The sequence below is a fragment of the Actinomadura sp. RB99 genome, assembly GCF_014706005.1.
Taxonomy (GTDB): domain Bacteria; phylum Actinomycetota; class Actinomycetes; order Streptosporangiales; family Streptosporangiaceae; genus Spirillospora.
This window is the reverse complement of record NZ_JABMCA010000010.1, coordinates 82,488-103,264: the sequence shown is the minus strand read 5'-3', so window position 1 is coordinate 103,264 and position 20,777 is coordinate 82,488. Positions and strand designations below refer to the sequence as shown.

The following is a 20,777-nucleotide window of genomic DNA, read 5'->3' as shown; positions in this document are numbered from 1 at the left end:
CCGTATAGGGCGCCGGGCCTGCTTCACGTCCCCTCAACGGACCAGTTTGGAGTGCGGCGGATGACCGTGCAGTGCGACGCGGCGCGGGCCCCGTCCGTACCCGGGATGACGCCGGCTCCCTGACCTGCGCGGACTCCGGGCGGGTCGGGAACGGTCCAGGCCGGGTGGCGCCCGGGGTCAGCCGCGGGCCGCGAGGGACAGCACCTCGGGCGGCAGGTCCTCGACGCGACTCGCGTCCCAGGGGCGGTCCCAGCCGCCCGCGACCAGCACCTGCGTCAGCACCGCCGCCGTGAACCCCCACACCAGCATGCCGCCGGCGCGGAACGCCGGGCCCATCTTGATCCCGGACGGGTGCCGGACCGTCAGCCGGTTCGCCGGGTCGGCCAGATCGGCGATCGGGACCCGGGCGACCAGCGCGACCTCGCCCGGATGGCCGGGCGCGACCTCCGACGGCTCCCGCCACCAGCCCGCGACGGGCGTGACGCGGTGCCGGCTGTGCGACAGGTACAGCTCGGGGAGCGTGCAGAGCACGTCCACGCCGGACGGCTCGACGCCGGCCTCCTCCCACGCCTCCCGCAGCGCCGCCGCGACCGGCCCGTCGTCGCCGGGGTCGATCCGGCCGCCGGGGAACGCGGGCTGCCCGGCGTGCTTGGACAGCGTCGCGGCCCGCTCGGTGAGCAGCACGTCCGGGCCGTCCGGGCCCTCGCCGAACAGGATCAGCACGGCGGCGGCGCGGGCTCCGGGCGCCGGTTCGAACATCGGCGGGACCGGCAGCCGCGGCGCCTCGGCGCGGAACCGGTCGAGCCACGGCGGGCAGGTGGATGCGATCTCGGTCACGCCACTCCCAACTCCGGAACGCCCGCGTTCCTTCCCGGCGGGAACGGTTCCATCCCCGCCCGTCACGAGAACGGGCCCGGCTTGACGAGCTTGCGGGCGGTCTCGGCGTCGACCGGGCCCGTCCCGTAGGCCGGGCAGTCCCTGGCGAGCGGGCAGGCGCCGCAGGCGGGACGGCGCGCGTGGCAGATCCGGCGGCCGTGCCAGATCAGCCGGTGCGACAGCATCGTCCAGTCCTTGCGGGGGAACATCTCCCCGATCTCCTTCTCGACCTTGACCGGGTCGTCCTCGGCGGTCCAGCCGAACCGGACGACCAGGCGCCCGAAGTGGGTGTCGACGGTGATGCCGGGCACGTCGAACGCGTTGCCCAGCACGACGTTCGCGGTCTTGCGGCCGACGCCCGGCAGCGTGACGAGGTCCTCCAGCCGGCCCGGGACCTCGCCGCCGAACCGGTCGCGGAGCGCGGCCGACAGCCCCATCACCGACTTGGTCTTGGCGCGGAAGAACCCGGTCGGCTTCAGCAGCGCCTCGACGTCCTCGGGGTCGGCGGCGGCCAGGTCCTCCGGCGTCGGGTACTTCGCGAACAGCGCCGGGGTCGTCAGGTTCACCCGCTTGTCGGTGGTCTGGGCCGACAGCACGGTCGCGACGAGCAGCTGGAACGGGGTGCCGAAGTCCAGCTCGCAGTGCGCGTCGGGGTAGGTCTCGGCGAGCACCCGGTTCATCCGGCGGGCGCGCCGCACCAGCCCGATTCTGGTCTCGTTCCGGAACCTGCGCGCCCGCGCCGCCCCGCCCTGCACCTGCGACCGCTCCGTCGTCATACGGCAAGCCTAGGACCTCGCCGGTACCGGCGGCGGCGAAGAAATTTCGGGCCAAGCGCGTAATCGCGGCGGGTTCCCGCCGTCTCTTCAGCACGTAGTACCCCGCGAAGGAGATCTCATTGTCTGAGTCCAGCCAGGTGGTTTCCCTTCCCGCGCGCCGCATCGACCTCGGGCTGTCGTTCGACGGCTCCGCCCGGCTGGCCGCTCGGCTGCGCCCCCAGGTGCCCGCCGTCGCCGAGGAGGCGGCGCGCCGGATCGAGAAGCGGCTCCCCGAGTTCGTCCGGCCGCACGACCCCCGCTACGGCCGGGTCATGGAGGCGGCGGTGGAGTGCGCGATCGGCCACTTCCTGGACCTGCTGGCCGACCCCGGTGTCTCGTCGGCCGACGTGCTGGACTTCTGGCGGCGGGTCGGCGCCGGCGAGGCGGGCGAGGGGCGCACGCTCGACGCGTGGCAGACGGCGGTCCGGATCGGCGCCGGGGTCGCGGTCGAGGAGCTCACCGAGCGCGCCGGGCGGCTCGGCTACCGGGCCGACGCGTCCACCATGGCGGGCATCACGCACGCGATGTTCGACTACATGAACCAGCTCGCGGCGGCCGTCTCCGAGGGGCACGCCGACGCCGCCGCGCGGGCGGCCGGGTCGCAGCAGGACCACCGGCGGCGGCTGCTGGACCTGCTGCTGGACGACCCCGCCCCCGCCGCCCGGGACCTGCGGGAGGCGGCCGGCGAGGCGTCCTGGCCGCTGCCCCGGACGGTCGCGGCCGTGGCGCTGCGCGAGCGCGGCCCCGAGACGCGGCGGCCGTCGCTGCCGCCGGACGTGCTGCTCGGCCTGCACCGCGCCGAGCCGTGCCTGATCGTCCCGGATCCGGAGGGGCCTGGCCGCTCCCGGCTGCTGGAGCGGCGGCTGGACGGCTGGAGCGCCGCGATCGGCCCGGCCGTGGAGCTGACCGGGGCGGCGCGGTCGCTGCGCTGGGCGCGCGACGCGCTGGACCTGGCCGACCAGGGCCTGATCGACCGGGATCCGCTCGCCCCGGACACCCCGATCGCCGCCGAGCTGCACATGCCGATCATCGTGATGATGCGGGAGCGGGACCTGGTCGAGAAGGTGATCGAGCGCCGGCTCGCGCCGCTGCTGGCGGCGCGCCCGGCGCAGCGGCACCGGCTCGCCGAGACGCTGCTGGCCTCGCTGGAGTGCGGGTTCAACGCGACGGCGGTCTCCGGCCACCTGCACGTGCACCCGCAGACCGTCCGGTACCGGTTCCGGCAGCTGGAGGACCTGTTCGGCGACAGCATCAACGCGACGTCGGACCGGCTGGAGCTGCACATGGCGCTGCGGGCGTGGCTCGCCCTCAATCCCGAGCCGTCCGCGCGCGAGCAGCTCCGCTACGGCTGACCGCCTCCGGTGTGCGCGGGGACGGTCAGTTCACGGCCCAGCCCTGGGCGGCCATCCCCGCGTACGAGGACGGTTTGAGCGTCACCGGCTGCAGGCCCGACCAGCTCGCCTGGAGGAACCAGCCGTCGCCGTTGGCGAGCCGGTACACGCCGCCGAACTGCACCAGCTTCCACACCTGGTTCGCGCCGCCGCAGGAGGCCATCACCACGGAGTACTGCTGGCCGCCCTCCCACATGGGCCCCGCCGAGAGCTGCCCGCGCGCCATGCACTTCCCGGTGGACACGCTGGTCAGGGTGAAGCCGCCCGAGGTGTTCTTGCGGCGCCACGTCGTCGCGGTGCCGCTGCACGCCCGCTGGACGACGTTCGTCCCGCTCGGGGCCAGGCAGGACTGGAGGGTCGTGTTGCGCACGCGGTACGGGCCGGTCCCCGCCGGATCCGCGGCGGCGGGCGCGCCGTTCGGGCCGCCGGGCCGCCCGCGTCCGGCGGACTTCTTCCCGGACGCGTGGTCGGGCGCCACCCCCTCCCGGTCGGGCGCGGCCGTGCTCGCGGGGGACGCCGACGTGGTGGACGGCGGCGCTGCGCGGGTCGTGCCCGGCGGCTCGTCGCCGCCGCCCGTGCCGAGCAGGACGGCCAGGACGCCCGCCGCCGTGGCCGCCGCGACCCCCGCCGGGACGGCCCAGGCGGGGAACGACGCGGCGGGGGCGAGGCCCCCGAACGGGGCGGCCGGGGCGGCCAGCAGCACGGCGCCGATCGGGAGCGCCCGCCGCAGCCGCCCGTTCAGGTCGGCCATCTCCTCCGCGGTACGGCGGCACCGCTCGCATGACTCCAGGTGACGGCGGAGCGCGCGGCCGCGGCGTCGCCCCGGGCGGCGCACGGACGCGGCGAGCTGCGCGGTGTACTCGGCGCAGTCCGGATGCCCCTCGCAGCTCGCGGCGAGGTACGCCTGCCGGAGCCCCTCGCGGGCCCGGAACGACAGCTGGGCGACCGCACCCGCCTCCATCCCGAGGATCTCCGCGACGCGCTGGACGGGCTCGTCCTCGATGACGGTGTGCCACAGGACGGTCTGCCACCGCTCGGGCAGCGACCGGAACGCGCGGACGAGGGCGTCCAGCTCGTCGACGTCGGGCAGCTCGTCGGGCGGCCCGTCGGCCCACTCGGCGACCTGGTCGGTGACGACGGTGCGGCGGTCGGAGCGCGCCCAGTCCACGGCGGCGTTCCGCACGACCGTGTAGAGGTACGGCCGGCACGCCTCGCGCGGGCCGCGGCCCTGCCGCAGCGCCGCCAGCGTCCGGGCGAACGCCTCGCTGGCGAGGTCCTCGGCGAGGTACTGGTCGCGGACGAGCCCGCGGGCGTAGCCGAGGACCGCCGCGTGATGCCGCCGGTACAGCTCGTCCGACGCCCGTTCGTCGCCCGCGCCGGCGGCGGCCGCGAGATCGGCGTCCGGCTCGGTCCCCGCGCCTGTCACCACGACGACATCCAACCCAGAGCACACATCTGATCACAACCCTCGTAGGTCGCCATCCGCCGCACCATAAGACGCCCGATTACTCACTTAATTACGAGGTTTTCGGAAGTTTCCTGAGCATCAGGACCCGTACCCCGGCCCACGTTAAAAAGACGGGTGTGTTTTTTTATGCTACGGTCCCGGCATGATCTACGACTCCGCACGCTGGACGGCCACCCTGGCGGGCCGGCGCGTGCTGATCACCGGCGCGGCGCGCGGCATCGGCGCGGCGCTCGCCGCCCGGCTGCACGAGCGCGGCGCGCGAGTCGCCCTGGCCGGCCTCGAGCCGGACCTGCTCGCCCCCGTCGCCGCCGGCTGCGGGGACGCCCCCTGGTGGACCTGCGACGTGACCGACCGCCCCCGGGTCCGCACCGTCGTGGACGAGGCGGCGCGCGCGCTCGGCGGCCTGGACGTCGTCGTCGCCAACGCCGGTGTCGCCGCGCAGATGCCGGTGATCGGCGGCGATCCGGCCGTGCTGGAGCAGAGCCTGCGGGTCAACGTGCTCGGCGCCCACAACACGCTGTCGGCCGCCGGCCCCCACATCAGCCACCGGCGCGGCTACGCCCTGACCATCGCGTCGCTCGCCGCCGCCGTCCACCTCCCGCTCCTCGGCGCCTACAGCGCGTCCAAGGCGGCGGCCGAGGCGCTCGGCGACACGCTGCGCATCGAGCTGCGGCCGTGGGGCGCGAAGGCCGGCGTCGCCTACTTCGCCGAGCTCGACACCGACATGACCAGCCGCGGTTTCGGCACCGAGGCCGCCGCGGCCCTCGCCCAGGGCACGCGCGGGGCGATGGTGTCGCGGGTCGCGCCCCTCAAGGCCGGGATCGACGCGCTGGAACGCGGGATCGCCCGCCGGTCCCGCCGGATCGTCGCGCCGTGGTGGGTGGCGGGAGCGCTGCCCGCGCACGCGGCGCTCCAGCCGCTGCTGGACCGGCTCGTCCAGCCGGGCCTGCGCCGCGCGCTGGAGATCGCGCGCGACGAGCACGCCGCCCTGACCACCCCGCAAGCGGACCGCGCGCTGTGACCGCCGCACCGGACGCGCCGCGGGTGGCGCCGGGCGGCGTCCGCGACGTCGGGCCGCTCAACTGGCTGATCTGCGCGGTGTCCGGCCGGGTCGCCGGGACCGGGCCGCCCAACCTGTTCCTGACCCTGGCGCGGCAGCGCGGCCTGTTCCGCGGCTGGCTCTGGTTCGGCGGGCGGCTCATGCCGGGCGGCAGGCTCAAGCGCCGCGAGACCGAACTGGTGATCCTGCGCGTCGCCCACCTGCGCGACTGCCGCTACGAGTTCGACCACCACGTGCGGCTCGCCCGCCGCGCCGGGGTCCGCTCCGCGGACGTCGAACGCCTCGAGGAGGGCCCGGACGCCGACGGCTGGACCCCGCGCGAGCACGCGATCCTCACCGCCGCCGACGAGCTGCACCACCGTCAGGACCTGTCCGACGAGACCTGGGCGCGCCTCCGCGCCCGGCTCACGGAGGCGGAGTGCGTCGAGCTGTGCATGCTCGCCGGGCACTACGAGATGCTCGCGACGGTGATCACCGCGCTGCGCGTGCGTCCCGATCGCCCCCGCCCGCGACGCTGACTCCGGCCCCGGCCCGACCCCCAGCCCCCAGGAGGTCCCGAATGCGCACCCGACGGCTCATCACCACGACGCTGCTGCTCACGGGGACCCCCGGCCTGGTCCTCGCCGGAGCGGGGCGGCCCGCCGCCGCCGCGCCGACCACGGCGTCCGTGCGGTTCGCCGACGCGGCGGGCATCCGCGTGGAGCGGGTCCAGCGGATCGACGACCGGCAGTACGCGATCCGGGTCGGCACCGCCGCCCTGGGACGGGCCGTGGACGTCCGCGTCCTGCTCCCGGCGGGCTACGACCCGTCGAAGACCGCGCGGTATCCCGTCCTGTACCTGTTCCACGGGACGGGCGGGCGCGCGTCCGACTGGGTCCGGAAGGGCGGCGCCGAGGCCACCACCGCCGGGAGACCGCTGATCACCGTCATGCCGGACGCCGGATTCGACGGGGACGGCGGCGGCTGGTTCACCGACTGGGCGGACCCGGGTACGAAGCTCGGCCCGTCCCGGTGGGAGACGTTCCACGTCGGGCAGCTCGTCCCCTGGATCGACCGCAACCTGCGGACCGTGGCGGCCCGGCGGGGCAGGGCCGTCGCGGGCCTGTCGCAGGGCGGGTTCGGCGCGATGAGCTACGCCGCCCGGCATCCCGACATGTTCGGCTCCGCGACCTCGTTCTCCGGCGCCCCCGACATCGCCCACGACCCGCTCACCGCCGCCGGAGCGTACGGCGTGATCTCCTACGTCGCCGCCGTGGAGGACGGCGTCCCGCCCGACGCGGTCTTCGGCTCGCGGGTCGCCGACGCGGTCAACTGGCGCGGCCACGACCCCGCCACCCTCGCCGCCAACCTGCGCGGGACCCGGCTGTCGCTCTACACCGCCACCGGCCTCCCCGGCCCGCTCGACCAGGGGGTGCCCGACCCGGCGGCGGTGGGGATCGAGGCGCTCACCCACCAGTCGACCCTGACCTTCCACCGCCGGATCCAGCGGCTGGGCATCCCGAGCCGGTTCGACGACTACACCTTCGGCACCCACACGTTCCCGTACTGGGCACGGGACCTGCGCGAGGAGATCGGCCCGCTGATGAGCGCGTTCGCCCACCCGTCCCGCCCACCGGCGCGCGTCTCGTACGAGTCGATCGACCGGACCTGGACACAGTGGGGCTGGACGATCTCCCTCGACAGGCGCGCACCCCGGGAGTTCAGCCGGCTCAGCGGCGCCACGTCCGCCGGCTTCACCCTGAGGTCGAGCGGCACCGCGACCGTCACGACGCCGCCGTCCTACCGTCCGGGCGCCCGCTACACCGTCACGGTCGGAGGCCGCCGCGTCACGGCCACGGCCGCCGCCTCCGGCCGCCTCACCGTCACCCTCCCGCCGAACCCCCGGGTCACCACGGTCCGCGCCGAGATCGCCCGGCGCTGACTCAGCCGTCGAGGACGCCGGAGCGGGCGAGGGCGCGCACGTGCTCGACGATCGGGGGCCCGACGGCGCGCAGGGCCGCCACGTCGCCGGACGCGACCGCGGGCGTCACCATCGTCCCGACCGCCGCGACCACGACCTGGCAGGCGAACCGCGCCCGCTCCCCGGACGCGCCCATCAGGTCGGCGAGCGCCGCCGCCAGGTCGCGCTGGACGGCCGACCGGCGCGCCACGGCCTCCGGGCCGGCGGCGAACACCTCCACCAGGAACACCCGCGCGTAGCCGGGCTCGGACGCGAGGACGTCCAGGTAGACGGTGATCGCCCGCTCGAACCGGTCGGCGGGGTCGGCGCCGCCCTGCGCCGCCTCCGCGAGCCGGTCCCGGACCAGCTCGCCGGCCTGGTCGAACGCCGCCATGAAGCAGTCGAGCTTGGAGGAGAACAGCCGGTAGAAGCTCTGCCGGGACACCCGGGCCCGCTTCAGCACGTCCTCCACGGACGTGCCAGCGTACCCCTTCTCGGTCATCGCCTCGGCCATCGCCGCCAGCAGGCGCCCCCGGTGGACGCGGTCGACCTCCGCACGGGACAGCGCGTGGCGGCCCCGCGGGAGCCGGGCGGGCGAGGACTGCGGCACGGTGATCACGATAGAGCACCCGCCCGCGGCGCTGGGCCGTCCGGAAAACGGGGAAGAGACCGGTGTGATGGCATTCACCGGATGGTCCGTACACTGGGCGAACGGGATCGTGGAGGCGGTCCTGCGTTTCGGCGCGCCGTGACCCTACCTTCACGTACGCGGTGGGACGTACGTCACACTATGCATGTAGGTGTTCGAGGAGGAGAAGCGTGACCGACCGCGACGTGGACGTTCTGAGCAGAGCCCCGCTCTTCGAGGCCCTCGACGAGCAGGGTGCCAAGGCGCTGCGCGCCAACGTGACGGAGGTGCGTCTGGCACGCGGTCAGACGCTCTTCAACGAGGGGGAGACGGGCGACCGGCTGTACGTCGTCCTGGAAGGCAAGATCAAGCTGACCCGGACGGCGCCCGACGGCCGCGAGAACCTGCTGAGCGTGCTCGGCCCGAGCGAGATGTTCGGCGAGCTGTCGCTGTTCGACCCGCGGCCCCGCACCGCGAGCGCGATCGCGGTGACCGAGTGCCGGCTGGCCGGGCTCGGGCACGACGACCTGCGGCCGTGGCTGACCGGGCACCCCGAGGTCGCCGTGCAGCTGCTGCGCGCGCTCGCCCAGCGGCTCCGCAAGACCAACGATGTGATGGCCGACCTGGTCTTCACCGACGTGCCGGGCCGGGTCGCGAAGGCGCTGCTGGACCTCGCCGAGCGGTTCGGGCAGCCGTCCGAGGCGGGCCTGCACGTGCACCACGACCTCACCCAGGAGGAGCTGGCGCAGCTCGTCGGCGCGTCCCGGGAGACGGTCAACAAGGCCCTCGCCGACTTCGCGCAGCGCAACTGGCTGCGGATCGAGGCGCGCGCCGTGGTGATCCTGGACATCGAGCGGCTGCGCAAGCGCTCCAAGTAGGGGCGCCGCCGGCCGCCCGGCCGTCCCGGCCCCCGCTCAGCGGCGCGCGGAGGGTCAGGCCGGAGCGTCAGCGGCGTTCGTTCAGGTAGTCCAGCTGCGACTGGACGGACCACTCGGCCGCCGGCCACAGCGACCTGTCGACGTCCGCGTAGACGATCTCGACGACCTCGCGGGCGGTGCCGGCGCCGGCCGCGACGGCGGCCTCGACCTGCGCGAGGCGCTCGCGGCGGTGGTCGATGTAGTGGTCGAGGGCGGCCAGCGGGTCGTCCAGTTTCGGGCCGTGTCCGGGGAGGATCACGGCCGCGTCCCGCTCGGCGGAGAACGCCCGCAGCCGGTCCAGCGAGCTCAGGTAGTCGCCGAGCCTCCCCTCCAGCACGGTGGTCCCGTAGCCGAGGACGGTGTCCCCGGTGAGGACGGCGCGGTCCGCCGGCAGCCAGAACGTGAGCGAGTCGTCGCTGTGCCCCGGGGTCTCCATGATCCGCAGTTCGAGGCCGCCGGTGGTGACGACGTCGCCCTCGCCGAGCCCCTCGTCGCCGAGCCGGTGCCGCGGGTCGAGGGCCCGCACCTTGACGCCCGTCCCCTTGCCGCCCCCCGCGAGCTCGGCGAACCGCGCGGCGCCCGCCGAGTGGTCGGGGTGGCCGTGGGTGAGCAGGACGAGCCCGACCCGCCGCCCCTGCCCGGCGATCAGGTCGGCGACGCGGCGCAGGTGCTTGCCGTCCTTGGGGCCGGGGTCGACGACGACGACCTCCTCGGCGCCGGGCTCCCCGATGATCCAGGTGTTGGTGCCGTCCAGGGTCATCGCGGACGGGTTCGGCGCGAGCACACAGGTCGCCCGTTCCGTACCCATCCCATCGATCTCGCTCATATCGCCCATCCTGCCCGAGGCCCGATCGGGGTGGCGGACCGGGTTCCAGCCGAGCGCCTCCAGGCGCCGCAGCGCGGACGTGCCCGCCAGCCGCCACATGACGGCCCGCGACCAGCCTCCACGAGCGGGCACCCGGCGCGGCACGTCCCGGCTAGCCCTTCGGGTAGTACTCGGCGGCCTTCTCGGGCAGCACCAGCCACGCCTCGCCGTCGATGATCTCGGCGGTGGGCTCGTGCACGATGATCTCGCGCGGCGCGGCGAGCGCGTCCGCGACCGTGTCGAACGCCGCCAGCTCGCTCAGCGTCGCCAGCGTCGGCGGCAGCATGAACCACTCGCCGGCCTGCGCCCGCTCCACGGCCTCCGCCGGACGCACCCACGCGACCTGGTCGGCCTCGGTGCTGACGTCGCGCGCGCGCTGCCCCTCGGGCATCGCGGCGACGAAGAACCGGGTGTCGTAGCGCTTCGGCTCGATCTTCGGGGTGATCCAGTGCGCCCACGGGCGCAGCAGGTCCGAACGCAGCACGAGGCCGCGCCGGTCCAGGAACCCGCCGAACGACTGGGACCGGTCCAGCAGCGCCTGCCGGTCGGCCTCCCAGTCGTCGCCGCGGGTGTCGTCCACGACGGAGTCGCCGGTCGGGCCGGCCAGCAGGACCAGCGTCTCCTCGAACGTCTCCCGGACCGCCGCGCACACCAGCTCGCGGGCGGTCTTCTCGTCGGCCTTGAACGCCGCGCCCCACTCGGCGGGCGACGGCCCGGACCAGGCGAGGTCGGCCTCGCCGTCGCGCGGGTCGACCGAGCCGCCGGGGAAGACGTAGGCGCCGGGCGCGAACGCCATGGACCGCACCCGGCGCAGCATGAACGCCTGAAGCCCGTGCCGGTCGTGATCGCGCAGGACGACGACGGTGGCGGCGTGCCGGGCCGGGGCCGGCTGCGCCCTGCCGGACAGGATGTCGTCGATCTGGTCCCGCATCGTCTCCGGCAGCTTCAGCCCGTTCACCATCGCCCCGCCCCACTCGTCGCACTCATGGCGGTTCATTCGGACATACCGAATGGCGTTCCGTCAAGCCCGGCGACAGGTCCGGCGGCCGGTCCGGGCGCGGGTCAGGAGACCTCGGCGATCAGCTCGACCTCGACGGGCACGTTGCGCGGCAGCACGGCGACGCCCACGGCGCTGCGGGCGTGCTTGCCCGCGTCCCCGAACACCTCGCCCAGCAGGTCGCTGGCGCCGTTGATCACCTGCGGCTGGCCGTAGAAGTCCGGGGCGGACGCGACGAACCCGACGACCTTGACGATCCGCACCACCCGCGACAGCTCGCCGAGCTCGGCCTTCAGCGCCGCGACGCAGTTCAGCGCGCAGATCCGGGCCTGCTCGGCGGCCACCTCGGCGGAGACCTCGGCGCCCACCTTGCCGGTCACCTTGATCTCGCCCTTCACCAGCGGGACCTGCCCGGAGGTGTAGACGAGCGAGCCCGTCCGCGCGGTCGGCACGTACGACGCCAGCGGCGTGACGGCCTCGGGCAGCTCCAGCCCCAGCTCGATGATGCGCTCTTCGGGCGTGCTCATGGCGTTCCTCCTCGTTGAGGCGTTCTCACGTGCTTGCGGTGACCTTCGGCAGGCTACGACTGGATCTCGCGCTTGAAGTAGGCCACCAGGTTCTCCGGGTTCGGGCCCGGCAGGACGGTGACGAGCTCCCACCCGTCCTGGCCCCAGTTGTCGAGGATCTGCTTGGTCGCGTGCACCAGCAGCGGAACGGTCGCGTACTCCCACTTCTTCATGGGTTTCAGCCTAGCGATCAGCGGGTCGCGCCCCCGCCGGAACCCGCCCTCAGAGCACCGCCAGCAGCGCGCCCGCGGCGGCGGCCTCCACGCAGAAGTAGAACCACGTCGGGTAGAAGCCGCCGGACCGGTCCGCGGCCCATCCGACGAGGCGCCCGGCGGCCATCCCGCCGAGCGCGCACGCCACCGCGATGACGGCGCCCTGCCGCACGCCGTGCGCGTCGGCCGCCGCCGCGGCGAGCAGTCCCGCCATCGCGACGCCGAACCCACCGTAGACGGCGCGGACCTCCGTCCGGGCGGCGGGCGACCCCAGGACGACCCCGAACGGCCTGATCAGCGCGGCCGGCGCGGCGAGGCCGTAGACCCCCATCCCGAGGAAGAAGACCGCGACGACCGCGATCACGGCGGTGGGCATGCTCGACCTCCGGGGTTCGCCGAATGCGTTCGCCCCGGAGCATGGCGCGCCGCGCCGGACCGGCGCTTCCAAGAACGTGCTACGCCCTCACGCCGCACCGGCTTGTGCCGCACCGTGGGCCGCACCGGCTTGTGCCGCACCGTGGGCCGTGCCGGGTCAGTCGGTGGCGGTCGCGTCGTAGTGTTCGCGGGCGGAGCGGATCTCGGCGATGTTGTGCTCGGCGAAGTGCCGGACGGACGCCAGCAGCGGCACGAGTCGCTCGCCCAGCAGCGTCAGCGTGTACTCGACCTGGACCGGCACGGACGGGGTGACGCTGCGCGCCACGAACCCGTCCCGTTCGAGGGAGCGGAGCGTCTGCGTGAGCATCTTGGCGCTGACGCCCGGCAGGGCGCGCGCGAGGTCGGCGTACCGGCGCGACCCCTGCGTCAGCTGGAACACCACCACCGAGGTCCACTTGTTGCCGAGGACGGCCAGGACGTCATGGGTCGGGCAGGCGTCCATGTAGGAGTCGAAGGCGGCCTTCGCCTCGCGCCGCCGTTCGGCCGCGGTCATCGTCGTCATGCTGCGGACTCACCTCCGGGTGCCGATCGCACTCCGAAGTAACCTCTTCCACCGCCGCGATGTTCCGGGCGACAGTGGCCGTACCGCGGGGGCCTTCCCCGCTTCCCTCCCACGTCAGGAATGGAGTTTCGGCATGCGCGCGATCATCGTGGAGAAGCCCGGCGGACCGGCCGCGCTGGAGGTCGCCGAGGTCGGGGAGCCGACCCCGGGACCCGGGCAGGTGCGGATCCGGACGGCGGCGGCCGGCGTGAACCCGGTCGACGCGGCGACCCGCGCCGGGCTGCTCGCCGACGCGGGGCTGATGCCCCCGTTCGGCTCGCGGGGCCCGATCGGCATCGGCTGGGACGTCGCCGGGACCGTCGACGCGGTCGGCCCGGACGTCACCCGGTTCGCGCCCGGCGACCCGGTCGTCGGGCTCCGGGACCGGCTGGACGTCCCGCTCGGCGCCTACGCGGACGCGATCGTCCTGGACGCGTCCGCCGTCGCGCGCGCGCCGCGCTCCGCGTCCCCCGCCGAGGCCGCGACGCTCCCGCTGAACGGGCTCACCGCGTCGCAGGCCCTCGACCTGCTGGACCTCCCGGCCGGCGGGACGCTGCTGGTCACGGGCGCGGCGGGTGCGCTCGGCGGGTTCGCGGTCCAGCTCGCCGTGCTGCGCGGGCTGCGGGTCGTCGCGGCGGCGTCGGCGGCCGACGAGGCGCTGGTGCGCGAACTGGGCGCGGAGTGGTTCGTCCCGCGCGGCGTCCACCTCGGCGACGCGGTGCGCGCGCTCGTGCCGGGCGGGGTGGACGGCGCGCTGGACGCGGCGCTCCTGTCGGTCTCGGCGCTCGACGCGGTGCGGGGCGGCGGCGTGTTCGTCGCGGTGAGCGGCGGTCCGGCCGCCCCGGTGCCGCTGCGCGGCATCACCGTCCACAACGTGTGGATAAGGGCGGACGGCGCGCGGCTGGAGCAGCTGTCCGCGCTCGTCGACGCGGGGCGCCTCACGCTCCGCGTCGCCGGGACGTTCCCGCTGGAGGAGGCCGCCAAGGCGCACGAGCGGCTGGAGGCGGGCGGGCTGCGCGGGCGGCTCGTGCTCACCGCCGCCTGACCCGGCTCGCCGCCGGTGGGCTCCGGCCGGCGTCCTGCCCTGGGCCGGCGTCCTGACCCGGGCTGACGCCGCCGGGCCCCCGGCGGTCAGCGAGCGGTGCGCCGCCGGTCAGGGCGTCCGCCGAGTCTCTGTGTCAACGACGACGAACGGAGACGACGATGACCATGAACGTGCTGATCTCGGGTGCGAGCATCGCGGGCCCCTCCCTGGCCTACTGGCTGAGCCGCCACGGCCACCGGGTCACGGTCGTAGAGCGGGCCCCGGGCATCCGCCCCGGCGGGCAGGCCGTGGACTTCCGCGGCGAGGTCCACCTGAGCGTGCTCGAGAAGATGGGCGTCCTGGACGAGATCCGGCGGCGGCAGACGCACGGCGGGGCGCTCGACATGGTCGACGCCGAGGGCCGGGTCCAGGTCAGCCTGCCGGACTCCTTCACCGGCGGCGACGTGGAGATCCACCGCGGCGACCTCGCCGAGATCCTCTACACGCTGACCCGCGACCGCGTCGAGTACGTCTTCGGCGACTCGATCGCGACCATGACCGACACCACGGACCGCGTGGACGTCACCTTCGAGCACGCGGCGCCCCGCGCGTTCGACTTGGTCATCGGCGCGGACGGGCTGCACTCCAACGTCCGGCGGCTCGCGTTCGGGGACGAGTCGCGGTACGTCAAGGACTCCGGCCACCACGTCGCGATCTTCGAGGCGCCGAACCGGCTCGGCCTCGACACCGGCAAGCTGTACAGCGAGGTCGGGCGCGGCGTGTCGGTCTACCCGACGCGCGGCGGCGCCGGCGCGAACGTGATGTGCGTGTTCACCGACGACCGCCTCAGGCCGCACCACCGCGACGTGGACGGGCAGAAGCGCGCGCTGGCCGACCGGTTCCAGGGGATGGGCTGGCACACCGGCACCCTGCTGCAGGACATGTGGGACGCCCCGTACTTCTACTGCGACTCGATCAGCATCGTCCGGATGGACTCCTGGACGAAGGGCCGCGTCGCGCTGCTCGGCGACGCCGGGTACGGCGCGACCTGCGGCGGGATGGGCACCGGGCTGGCGGTCGTCTGCGCGTACGTGCTGGCCGGGGAGCTGGCGGCCGCCGGCGGCGACCACCGCGCCGCGTTCGCCGCCTACGAGAAGGCGATCAAGAAGTTCACCACGGCGTGCCAGCGGGTCGCGGGCGGCGCCGGGTCGTTCTTCGCGCCGAAGAGCGCGGGCTCGCTGCGCCGCCGCGCCACCCTGTACAAGCTGCTGACCAGGGGCCCGCTGACGAAGGTCCTCGACAAGCTGGCGACGCAGGCCGCCACCGCGATCAAGCTGAAGGACTACCCCGACCCGGCGCTCGCGGCATGACGGCGGGCCCTCGCGGCCCGGCCGTCACCCCTCTCGGGCCTCCTGCTCGGCGCGCACCATGACGCGCCGCAGGAGGTCCGACAGCGTGCGGCGCTCGTCCGCGGTGAGGCCGCCGAGCAGCCGGTACTCCTCGTGGCCGACGCCGCCCATCGCGCCGAGCCACGCGGCGCGCCCCTCCTCGGTCAGCTCGACCAGGACACGCCGCCGGTCCGTCGCCGACGGGGTCCGGCGGACGAACCCGCGCCGCTCCAGCGCGTCCAGCCGGCCGGTGACCGAGTTCGGCGGCATGCCGAGGTCGGCGGCGAGTTCCGAGGGGGCGGCGCGGCCGTGCCGGCCGCCGAGCGCCTGCAGCGTGTCGTACTCGTGCCGGTGCAGGTCGTACTCCAGGAGCGACCGGTCCTTCACCCGTCTGATGTGCTCGACGAAGCGGATCATCCGGGTGACGGAGCCCTCGATGTCGGGATCGAGGTCGGTCAGGATCCGCGTCCACCGCGCGACGTGCTCGTCGGTCCGGTCGCGCGGCTCGCCCGCGCCGGCCCGGTCGCGCGGGGCCGCCGCGCCGTTCCGGTCGCGCGGTCCAGGCCCGCCGTCCCTGCTGCCGTCCATGCACGGATCGTACGACCCTCGCTACTTCGACAGCGAATAATTCTTTGACGAATAGTTCGGTGGCGAATTACATTGCCGCCATGGCCCATCCGCTGCGCGGCCGCGACTTCCGGCTGCTGTTCACCGCCCGCGTGCTGTCCCTCACCGGCGACGCCGCCGTGCCCGCCGCGCTCGCCCTCGCCGTGCTGCGCGCCACCGGCTCCACGTCCGCGCTCGCCCTCGTGCTCGGCTGCGCGATGGTGCCGCGCCTGCTCCTGCTGCCCGTCGGCGGCGTCCTCGCCGACCGGCTCAACGCCCGCGCGGTCGCCGTCGCCACCGACCTCGCCGGCTGCGGCGCCCAGCTCTTCGCCGCGATCGAGCTGCTCGGCGGCCACCCCCGGCTCTGGCACCTCGCCGCCGCCCAGGCGGTCGGCGGCGCCGCGTCGGCCTTCCAGACCCCGACGATCTCCCCGATGATCACCGGCACGGTCGAGGCCGGCGGGCTGCGGAAGGCCAACGCCCTGCTCGGCACCGCCAACGGCGCCACCCGCCTGGCCGGGCCCGCGCTCGCCGGCACCCTCGTCCTCACCGCCGGGCCCGGCTGGACGTTCCTGCTCGACTCCGCCTCGTTCGCGGCCAGCGCCGCGCTGCTCGCCCTCGCCCGCGTCCGCCGCGCCCCCGCCCCGGACCGCGCGGACGGCGGATCGGGCCGCCGCCTGCTCCGCGACCTCGCCGAAGGCTGGGGCGAGGTCCGCTCCCGCGACTGGTACTGGACGAGCCTGATCGCGCACGCGGCCTGGAACGGCGCGTCCGCCGTGCTGCTCACCCTCGGCCCCGCCATCGCCGTCGACCGGCTCGGCGGCGAGGGCACCTGGGTCGCGACCGTGCAGGTCGGCGCGGTCGGGCTGGTCGCGGGCGCGCTGCTGGCCGCCCGCGTCCGGCCGCACCGGCCGGTGCTCGTCGCCAACCTCGGCCTCGCCGCGTTCGCGCTGCCGCTCGCGCTGCTCGCGGCCGCCGCGCCCGCGCCGCTGGTCATCGCGGCGTACGGGCTGGCGCTCACCGGGCTCGGCGTGCTCAACCCCACGTGGGAGACCGTCGTCCAGCTGACCATCCCGCAGCGGTCGCTGGCGCGGGTCACCTCCTACGACTGGCTGCTCTCCCTCGGCGCCGCGCCGCTCGGCTACGCCCTCGCCCCGTGGGCCGCGTCCGCGTGGGGCGCGTCCGTCCCCCTCATGATCAGCGCGGTGCTGGTCGGCGCGACCTGCCTGGGGACGGCCGCGGTCCCCGGCGTGCGGGCGCTGACCATGCCGAAGGCCGCCGAGCCCGAGCCCGTCCCCGCGGCGCCCTGAGCCCCGCCCGCAGCGGGCGTACACGTCACGCGCGCGCCCGCAGCGGGCGCGCGCGTGAACGAGAGAGGCGGCTGGCGTCAGAAGTCGGTGGGAGGCTCCTGCTCAGCGGCGCCGCCCCCGGCCGGGCGGTCGCCGCCCTCGATGCCGCGCCGCTCGCCCTCCTTCGGCCCCCGCACCTCGTCGGACTTCTCGCCCCGCGCCACCCCGTGGTGCGGCCGCGGGTCGTCCAGCCCGATGACCGGCGGGACGTCCTCCGCCGACTCCAGCGTCGACGGCTGCTCCGCCGCCTTCGCCAGGTCCTCCTCCGCCTTCGCGAGCCGCTCCCGCAGGTCCAGCCGGTTCGCCGCGGACTGGGACCCGCCGTCCCCGCCGCCGCTCATCTTGTCGAAGAACCGCAGGATCTCCACCGGCAGCGGCATCACCAGCGTGCTGTTCTTCTCCGCCGACACCTCCACGACCGTCTGCAGCAGCCGCAGCTGCAGCGCCGCCGGGTCCTGCGACATGATCTCCGCCGCCGCGGCCAGCCGCTTGGACGCCTGGAACTCGCCGTCCGCCGTGATGATGCGGGCGCGCCGCTCCCGCTCCGCCTCCGCCTGCCGCGCCATGGACCGCTTCATGCCCTCCGGCAGCGAGACGTCCTTGATCTCCACCCGCTCGATCAGGATCCCCCACGGATCCTGGGTGATCTCGTCGATGATCGAGCGCAGCCGGACGTTGATCTTCTCGCGCTCGCCGAGCAGCTCCTGCATGTCCGCCTGGCCGATCGCCGACCGCAGCGACGTCTGCGCCACCTGCGAGATCGCGTACCCGTAGTTCTGCACGTTCACGATCGCCTTCACCGGATCGACCACCCGGAAGTAGACGACCGCGTCGACCCGCACGCTCACGTTGTCCTGGGTGATGCCGTCCTGCGCCGGCACCCCCATCGTGACCGTCTGCTGGTTCACCTTCTGCATCCGCTCGGCGTACGGGATGATCGCCGTCAGGCCGGGGCGGCGGACGGCACCGGGCCGCAACTGCCCTCCGCGCTGCACCTGGCCGAACCGGAACACGATGCCGTGCTCGAACTGCTGCACGACGCGCAGCGACGAGGCGAGCGTGATCAAACCGCCCACCACGACGATCAACACAATGATCAGGGCCACCGTTGCCATCACGGGCCACCTTTCGCTCGTGGACGGTCCGTACCCGTCGGGGTGCGGACGTACCGGCCCGAAGGCCGGCCTCACGTTTCCCAGCTAACCTCGCGGGCACGCCCGGCACAACGGCCCCGGCGAGCGATCTACCGACGCGTAGGGCATCGTGTCAGGGATCACTTGCATCGGGGAGGGCGCCCTCTAAAGTCCTTGCCGAGTGAACGATATGGTCGATCGGGTGAGCGCGAGAGACACCGACTGGGACGGCGTACGCCTCCACGTCGTCACCGGCAAGGGCGGGACGGGAAAGACCACCGTCGCGGCCGCACTCGCCCTGGCCCTGGCCTCCGGCGGCCGCAAGGTCCTGCTCGTCGAGGTAGAGGGCCGCCAGGGCATCGCCCAGCTCTTCGACTGCCCGCCGCTGCCCTACGAGGAGCGCCGCGTCGCGGTCGCGCCCGGCGGCGGCGACGTCCACGCGCTCGCCGTCGACACCGAAGAGGCGCTCATCGAGTACCTCGAGATGTTCTACAACCTCAAGCGCGCCGGGAAGGCGATGACCAAGCTCGGCATCGTCGACTTCGTCACCACCATCGCCCCCGGCCTGCGCGACGTGATCCTCACCGGCAAGACCTCCGAGTCCGTCCGGCGGAAGAAGAAGGACGGCTCCTTCATCTACGACGCCGTCGTCATGGACGCCCCGCCCACCGGCCGGATCACCAAGTTCCTCAACGTCAACGACGAGGTCTCCGGCCTCGCCAAGGTCGGACCGGTCCGCAACCACGCCGACACCGTGATGAAGGTCGTCCGCAGCCCCGAGACCGCGGTCCACTTCGTCACCCTGCTGGAGGAGATGCCCGTCCAGGAGACGATGGACGGCATCCGCGAGCTCACCGAGGTGGGGCTGCCCGTCGGCGGCGTCATCGTCAACATGGAGCACCAGCCCGTCCTGTCCGAGGACGACCTCGCCGCGGCCGCCGCCGGCACCCTCGACACCGACGAGATCCTGCGCGGCGTGAAGGCCGCCGGGCTGGAGCACGACGCCGAGTCCATCGCCGCGGTCCTGGCCGCCGAGGCCGGCGAGCACGCCCGCCGCACCGCGCTGCAGCGCCGCGAGAAGGAGCGGCTGGAGTCCGTCGACCGGCCCCGCTACACGCTCCCGATGCTGTCCGACGGCATGGACCTCGCCGGCCTGTACGACCTGGCCGCCGCCCTCCGCGCCCAGGGCGCCGCATGACCGGGCGGACCGCGGTCCCGCGTCCCTCGTCGCCGGGCGGCCGCCCTCCGCAGGAAACCAGCGTGATCCTGGAGATCGAATGAGCCCGGCCAAGAACCCGCCCGCGCTGGACGTCGACGCGCTGCTCGACGACCCGCGCACCAAGATCATCGTGTGCTGCGGGTCCGGCGGCGTCGGCAAGACCACCACCGCCGCGGCCCTCGGCGTGCGGGCCGCCGAGCGCGGCCGCGACGTCGTCGTCCTCACCGTCGACCCGGCGCGCCGCCTCGCCCAGTCCATGGGGCTGTCCGAGCTCGACAACAACCCGCGCCGGATCGAGATCGACGGCGACGGCGAGCTGCACGCCATGATGCTCGACATGAAGCGGACCTTCGACGAGATCGTCGAGGCGCACGCCGACCCCGACCGGGCCAAGCAGATCCTCGCCAACCCCTTCTACCAGTCGCTCTCCTCGTCCCTGTCCGGCACGCAGGAGTACATGGCGATGGAGAAGCTCGGGCAGCTGCACCGCTCCGGCGCCTGGGACCTGATCATCGTCGACACCCCGCCGTCCCGCAACGCCCTCGACTTCCTGGACGCCCCCGAGCGGATGGGCCGCTTCCTCGACGGCCGCTTCATGAAGATCCTCGCCGCCCCCGCCAAGACCGGCGGCCGGTTCGGCGTCAAGGTGATCAGCGCCGGGTTCGGCATGTTCACCGGCGCGATCAACAAGGTCCTCGGCGTCCAGCTGCTCCGCGACGTGCAGACGTTCGTCGCCGCGTTCGACACCATGTTCGGCGGGTTCCGCGAGCGCGCCGAGAAGACGTTCCGGCTGCTCCAGACCCCCGGCACCGCGTTCCTCGTCGTCGCCGCGCCCGAACCGGACGCGCTGCGCGAGGCGTCCTACTTCGTCGAGCGGCTCGCCGAGGAGCGGATGCCGCTCGCCGGGCTCGTCGTCAACCGCGTCCACGAGTCCGCCGCCGACGGGCTGTCCGCCGCGCGCAGCCAGGCCGCCGCCGAGACCCTGGAGGAACGCGGCGAGCACCCCCTGACCGCCGCGCTGCTCCGCCTGCACACCGACCGGATGCAGCTCGCCGCGCGCGAGGAACGCCTCCGCGACCACTTCGCCTCGACGCACCCGACCGTCCCGGTCACCGCCGTCCCCGCCCAGGCCGAGGACGTCCACGACCTCGAAGGCCTCCGCCAGGTCGGCGAAGACCTCTCGGTATTTTCGCAAGACCGGCCCAAGCGCCTCGCCTAGCGGCTGTGTCTCCGCAAGCCCGGCCCAGGGCGCTCGCCTAGCGGCTGTGTCTCCACAAGCCCGGCCCAGGGCGCTCGCCTAGCGGCTGTGTCTCCACAAGCCCGGCCCAGGGCGCTCGCCTAGCGGCTG

General features: G+C 74.5%; 23 protein-coding genes. 11 read left to right on the top strand and 12 right to left on the bottom strand.

The features are described 5' to 3' along the window. Window positions 1-177 precede the first annotated feature (177 nt). A complete protein-coding gene (locus amrb99_RS12335) occupies window positions 178-759 on the bottom strand; it encodes a CoA pyrophosphatase (protein WP_190856139.1) in 582 nt (193 codons plus the stop codon). Window positions 760-899: 140 nt separating this feature from the next. Then, window positions 900-1,652: an endonuclease III gene (gene nth / locus amrb99_RS12330; protein WP_190856051.1), complete on the bottom strand. Its 753-nt coding sequence runs from the start codon at window positions 1,650-1,652 to the stop codon at window positions 900-902. A gap of 119 nt (window positions 1,653-1,771) precedes the next feature. Here nth and amrb99_RS12325 point away from each other — a divergent pair, with 119 nt between their 5' ends. Continuing rightward, a complete protein-coding gene (locus amrb99_RS12325) occupies window positions 1,772-3,043 on the top strand; it encodes a helix-turn-helix domain-containing protein (protein ID WP_241755493.1) in 1,272 nt (423 codons plus the stop codon). A gap of 25 nt (window positions 3,044-3,068) precedes the next feature. Here amrb99_RS12325 and amrb99_RS12320 read toward each other — a convergent pair whose 3' ends face one another. Beyond that, entirely contained in the window at window positions 3,069-4,511 is a 1,443-nt protein-coding gene (locus amrb99_RS12320) for a sigma-70 family RNA polymerase sigma factor (RefSeq protein ID WP_190856050.1), read from the bottom strand. A gap of 181 nt (window positions 4,512-4,692) precedes the next feature. Between amrb99_RS12320 and amrb99_RS12315 the strand changes: the two genes are divergently transcribed. From amrb99_RS12315 to amrb99_RS12305, 3 genes are read left to right on the top strand one after another with little or no spacing between them, the layout of a single operon-like run. Continuing rightward, on the top strand, window positions 4,693-5,571 hold the full coding sequence (locus tag amrb99_RS12315) for an SDR family NAD(P)-dependent oxidoreductase (RefSeq protein WP_190856049.1): 879 nt from the start codon (window positions 4,693-4,695) through the stop codon (window positions 5,569-5,571). Further along, the gene (locus amrb99_RS12310) at window positions 5,568-6,128 is read left to right on the top strand and encodes a carboxymuconolactone decarboxylase family protein (RefSeq protein WP_190856048.1); all 561 of its coding nucleotides are present in this window, start codon (window positions 5,568-5,570) and stop codon (window positions 6,126-6,128) included. The genes amrb99_RS12315 and amrb99_RS12310 overlap by 4 nt, the downstream gene beginning before the upstream one ends. Before the next feature lie 41 nt (window positions 6,129-6,169). Next, window positions 6,170-7,531: an alpha/beta hydrolase family protein gene (locus amrb99_RS12305; RefSeq protein WP_190856047.1), complete on the top strand. Its 1,362-nt coding sequence runs from the start codon at window positions 6,170-6,172 to the stop codon at window positions 7,529-7,531. A 1-nt stretch (window position 7,532) separates the two neighbouring features. On the opposite strand, the gene amrb99_RS12300 is transcribed toward amrb99_RS12305, so the two are convergent. Beyond that, complete coding sequence (locus tag amrb99_RS12300; protein ID WP_190856046.1) at window positions 7,533-8,159, bottom strand: TetR family transcriptional regulator; 627 nt, start codon at window positions 8,157-8,159, stop codon at window positions 7,533-7,535. Between the two features lies 1 nt (window position 8,160). Here amrb99_RS12300 and amrb99_RS12295 point away from each other — a divergent pair, with 1 nt between their 5' ends. Both amrb99_RS12295 and amrb99_RS12290 read left to right on the top strand, forming a co-directional pair. Then, complete coding sequence (locus amrb99_RS12295; RefSeq protein ID WP_190856045.1) at window positions 8,161-8,301, top strand: hypothetical protein; 141 nt, start codon at window positions 8,161-8,163, stop codon at window positions 8,299-8,301. Between the two features lie 67 nt (window positions 8,302-8,368). Further along, window positions 8,369-9,055 carry a Crp/Fnr family transcriptional regulator gene (locus tag amrb99_RS12290; RefSeq protein ID WP_067483689.1) on the top strand — a complete coding sequence of 229 codons (687 nt, stop codon included), beginning with the start codon at window positions 8,369-8,371 and terminating at the stop codon, window positions 9,053-9,055. A gap of 67 nt (window positions 9,056-9,122) precedes the next feature. Here amrb99_RS12290 and amrb99_RS12285 read toward each other — a convergent pair whose 3' ends face one another. From amrb99_RS12285 to amrb99_RS12260, 6 genes are all read right to left on the bottom strand, one after another. Next, entirely contained in the window at window positions 9,123-9,920 is a 798-nt protein-coding gene (locus amrb99_RS12285) for an MBL fold metallo-hydrolase (RefSeq protein WP_241755502.1), read from the bottom strand. Window positions 9,921-10,071: 151 nt separating this feature from the next. Beyond that, window positions 10,072-10,890 (bottom strand): NUDIX domain-containing protein, encoded by an 819-nt coding sequence (locus amrb99_RS12280; protein WP_190856136.1) that lies wholly within the window; start codon window positions 10,888-10,890, stop codon window positions 10,072-10,074. A gap of 131 nt (window positions 10,891-11,021) precedes the next feature. Continuing rightward, on the bottom strand, window positions 11,022-11,483 hold the full coding sequence (locus amrb99_RS12275) for a RidA family protein (protein WP_190856044.1): 462 nt from the start codon (window positions 11,481-11,483) through the stop codon (window positions 11,022-11,024). 53 nt (window positions 11,484-11,536) lie between these two features. Next, window positions 11,537-11,695, bottom strand: coding sequence for a DUF4177 domain-containing protein (locus tag amrb99_RS12270; RefSeq protein WP_151540233.1), 159 nt, complete (start codon window positions 11,693-11,695; stop codon window positions 11,537-11,539). A gap of 49 nt (window positions 11,696-11,744) precedes the next feature. Next, complete coding sequence (locus amrb99_RS12265) at window positions 11,745-12,110, bottom strand: DUF4345 domain-containing protein (protein WP_190856043.1); 366 nt, start codon at window positions 12,108-12,110, stop codon at window positions 11,745-11,747. A gap of 156 nt (window positions 12,111-12,266) precedes the next feature. After that, window positions 12,267-12,671, bottom strand: a complete 405-nt coding sequence (locus amrb99_RS12260) for a helix-turn-helix domain-containing protein (RefSeq protein ID WP_190856042.1) — start codon at window positions 12,669-12,671, stop codon at window positions 12,267-12,269. A gap of 133 nt (window positions 12,672-12,804) precedes the next feature. Between amrb99_RS12260 and amrb99_RS12255 the strand changes: the two genes are divergently transcribed. Together amrb99_RS12255 and amrb99_RS12250 are read left to right on the top strand one after the other, a co-directional pair. After that, window positions 12,805-13,755 carry an NADP-dependent oxidoreductase gene (locus tag amrb99_RS12255; RefSeq protein ID WP_190856041.1) on the top strand — a complete coding sequence of 317 codons (951 nt, stop codon included), beginning with the start codon at window positions 12,805-12,807 and terminating at the stop codon, window positions 13,753-13,755. Window positions 13,756-13,913: 158 nt separating this feature from the next. Beyond that, the gene (locus amrb99_RS12250; protein WP_190856040.1) at window positions 13,914-15,104 is read left to right on the top strand and encodes an FAD-dependent monooxygenase; all 1,191 of its coding nucleotides are present in this window, start codon (window positions 13,914-13,916) and stop codon (window positions 15,102-15,104) included. Window positions 15,105-15,128: 24 nt separating this feature from the next. Here amrb99_RS12250 and amrb99_RS12245 read toward each other — a convergent pair whose 3' ends face one another. Next, the gene (locus amrb99_RS12245; protein WP_190856039.1) at window positions 15,129-15,710 is read right to left on the bottom strand and encodes a MarR family transcriptional regulator; all 582 of its coding nucleotides are present in this window, start codon (window positions 15,708-15,710) and stop codon (window positions 15,129-15,131) included. 80 nt (window positions 15,711-15,790) lie between these two features. On the opposite strand from amrb99_RS12245, the gene amrb99_RS12240 reads away from it, so the two are divergent. Further along, window positions 15,791-17,038: an MFS transporter gene (locus amrb99_RS12240; RefSeq protein WP_190856038.1), complete on the top strand. Its 1,248-nt coding sequence runs from the start codon at window positions 15,791-15,793 to the stop codon at window positions 17,036-17,038. Between the two features lie 77 nt (window positions 17,039-17,115). On the opposite strand, the gene amrb99_RS12235 is transcribed toward amrb99_RS12240, so the two are convergent. Next, window positions 17,116-18,192, bottom strand: a complete 1,077-nt coding sequence (locus tag amrb99_RS12235; RefSeq protein ID WP_190856037.1) for a slipin family protein — start codon at window positions 18,190-18,192, stop codon at window positions 17,116-17,118. 220 nt (window positions 18,193-18,412) lie between these two features. Between amrb99_RS12235 and amrb99_RS12230 the strand changes: the two genes are divergently transcribed. Beyond that, entirely contained in the window at window positions 18,413-19,408 is a 996-nt protein-coding gene (locus tag amrb99_RS12230) for an ArsA-related P-loop ATPase (RefSeq protein WP_347256650.1), read from the top strand. 79 nt (window positions 19,409-19,487) lie between these two features. Next, a complete protein-coding gene (locus amrb99_RS12225; RefSeq protein ID WP_190856036.1) occupies window positions 19,488-20,648 on the top strand; it encodes an ArsA family ATPase in 1,161 nt (386 codons plus the stop codon). Window positions 20,649-20,777 lie beyond the last annotated feature (129 nt).

What these genes read in the sequence shown, in the direction of transcription:
- amrb99_RS12315 (WP_190856049.1), top strand. Translation starts at nt 4,693, where the DNA reads ATGATCTACGACTCCGCACGCTGGACGGCCACCCTGGCGGGCCGGCGC.
- amrb99_RS12235 (WP_190856037.1), bottom strand. Translation starts at nt 18,192, where the DNA reads ATGGCAACGGTGGCCCTGATCATTGTGTTGATCGTCGTGGTGGGCGGT.
- amrb99_RS12305 (WP_190856047.1), top strand. Translation starts at nt 6,170, where the DNA reads ATGCGCACCCGACGGCTCATCACCACGACGCTGCTGCTCACGGGGACC.
- amrb99_RS12335 (WP_190856139.1), bottom strand. Translation starts at nt 759, where the DNA reads ATGTTCGAACCGGCGCCCGGAGCCCGCGCCGCCGCCGTGCTGATCCTG.
- amrb99_RS12285 (WP_241755502.1), bottom strand. Translation starts at nt 9,920, where the DNA reads ATGAGCGAGATCGATGGGATGGGTACGGAACGGGCGACCTGTGTGCTC.
- amrb99_RS12255 (WP_190856041.1), top strand. Translation starts at nt 12,805, where the DNA reads ATGCGCGCGATCATCGTGGAGAAGCCCGGCGGACCGGCCGCGCTGGAG.
- amrb99_RS12250 (WP_190856040.1), top strand. Translation starts at nt 13,914, where the DNA reads ATGACCATGAACGTGCTGATCTCGGGTGCGAGCATCGCGGGCCCCTCC.
- amrb99_RS12245 (WP_190856039.1), bottom strand. Translation starts at nt 15,710, where the DNA reads ATGGACGGCAGCAGGGACGGCGGGCCTGGACCGCGCGACCGGAACGGC.
- nth (WP_190856051.1), bottom strand. Translation starts at nt 1,652, where the DNA reads ATGACGACGGAGCGGTCGCAGGTGCAGGGCGGGGCGGCGCGGGCGCGC.
- amrb99_RS12275 (WP_190856044.1), bottom strand. Translation starts at nt 11,483, where the DNA reads ATGAGCACGCCCGAAGAGCGCATCATCGAGCTGGGGCTGGAGCTGCCC.
- amrb99_RS12260 (WP_190856042.1), bottom strand. Translation starts at nt 12,671, where the DNA reads ATGACGACGATGACCGCGGCCGAACGGCGGCGCGAGGCGAAGGCCGCC.
- amrb99_RS12280 (WP_190856136.1), bottom strand. Translation starts at nt 10,890, where the DNA reads ATGCGGGACCAGATCGACGACATCCTGTCCGGCAGGGCGCAGCCGGCC.
- amrb99_RS12225 (WP_190856036.1), top strand. Translation starts at nt 19,488, where the DNA reads ATGAGCCCGGCCAAGAACCCGCCCGCGCTGGACGTCGACGCGCTGCTC.
- amrb99_RS12265 (WP_190856043.1), bottom strand. Translation starts at nt 12,110, where the DNA reads ATGCCCACCGCCGTGATCGCGGTCGTCGCGGTCTTCTTCCTCGGGATG.
- amrb99_RS12240 (WP_190856038.1), top strand. Translation starts at nt 15,791, where the DNA reads ATGGCCCATCCGCTGCGCGGCCGCGACTTCCGGCTGCTGTTCACCGCC.
- amrb99_RS12270 (WP_151540233.1), bottom strand. Translation starts at nt 11,695, where the DNA reads ATGAAGAAGTGGGAGTACGCGACCGTTCCGCTGCTGGTGCACGCGACC.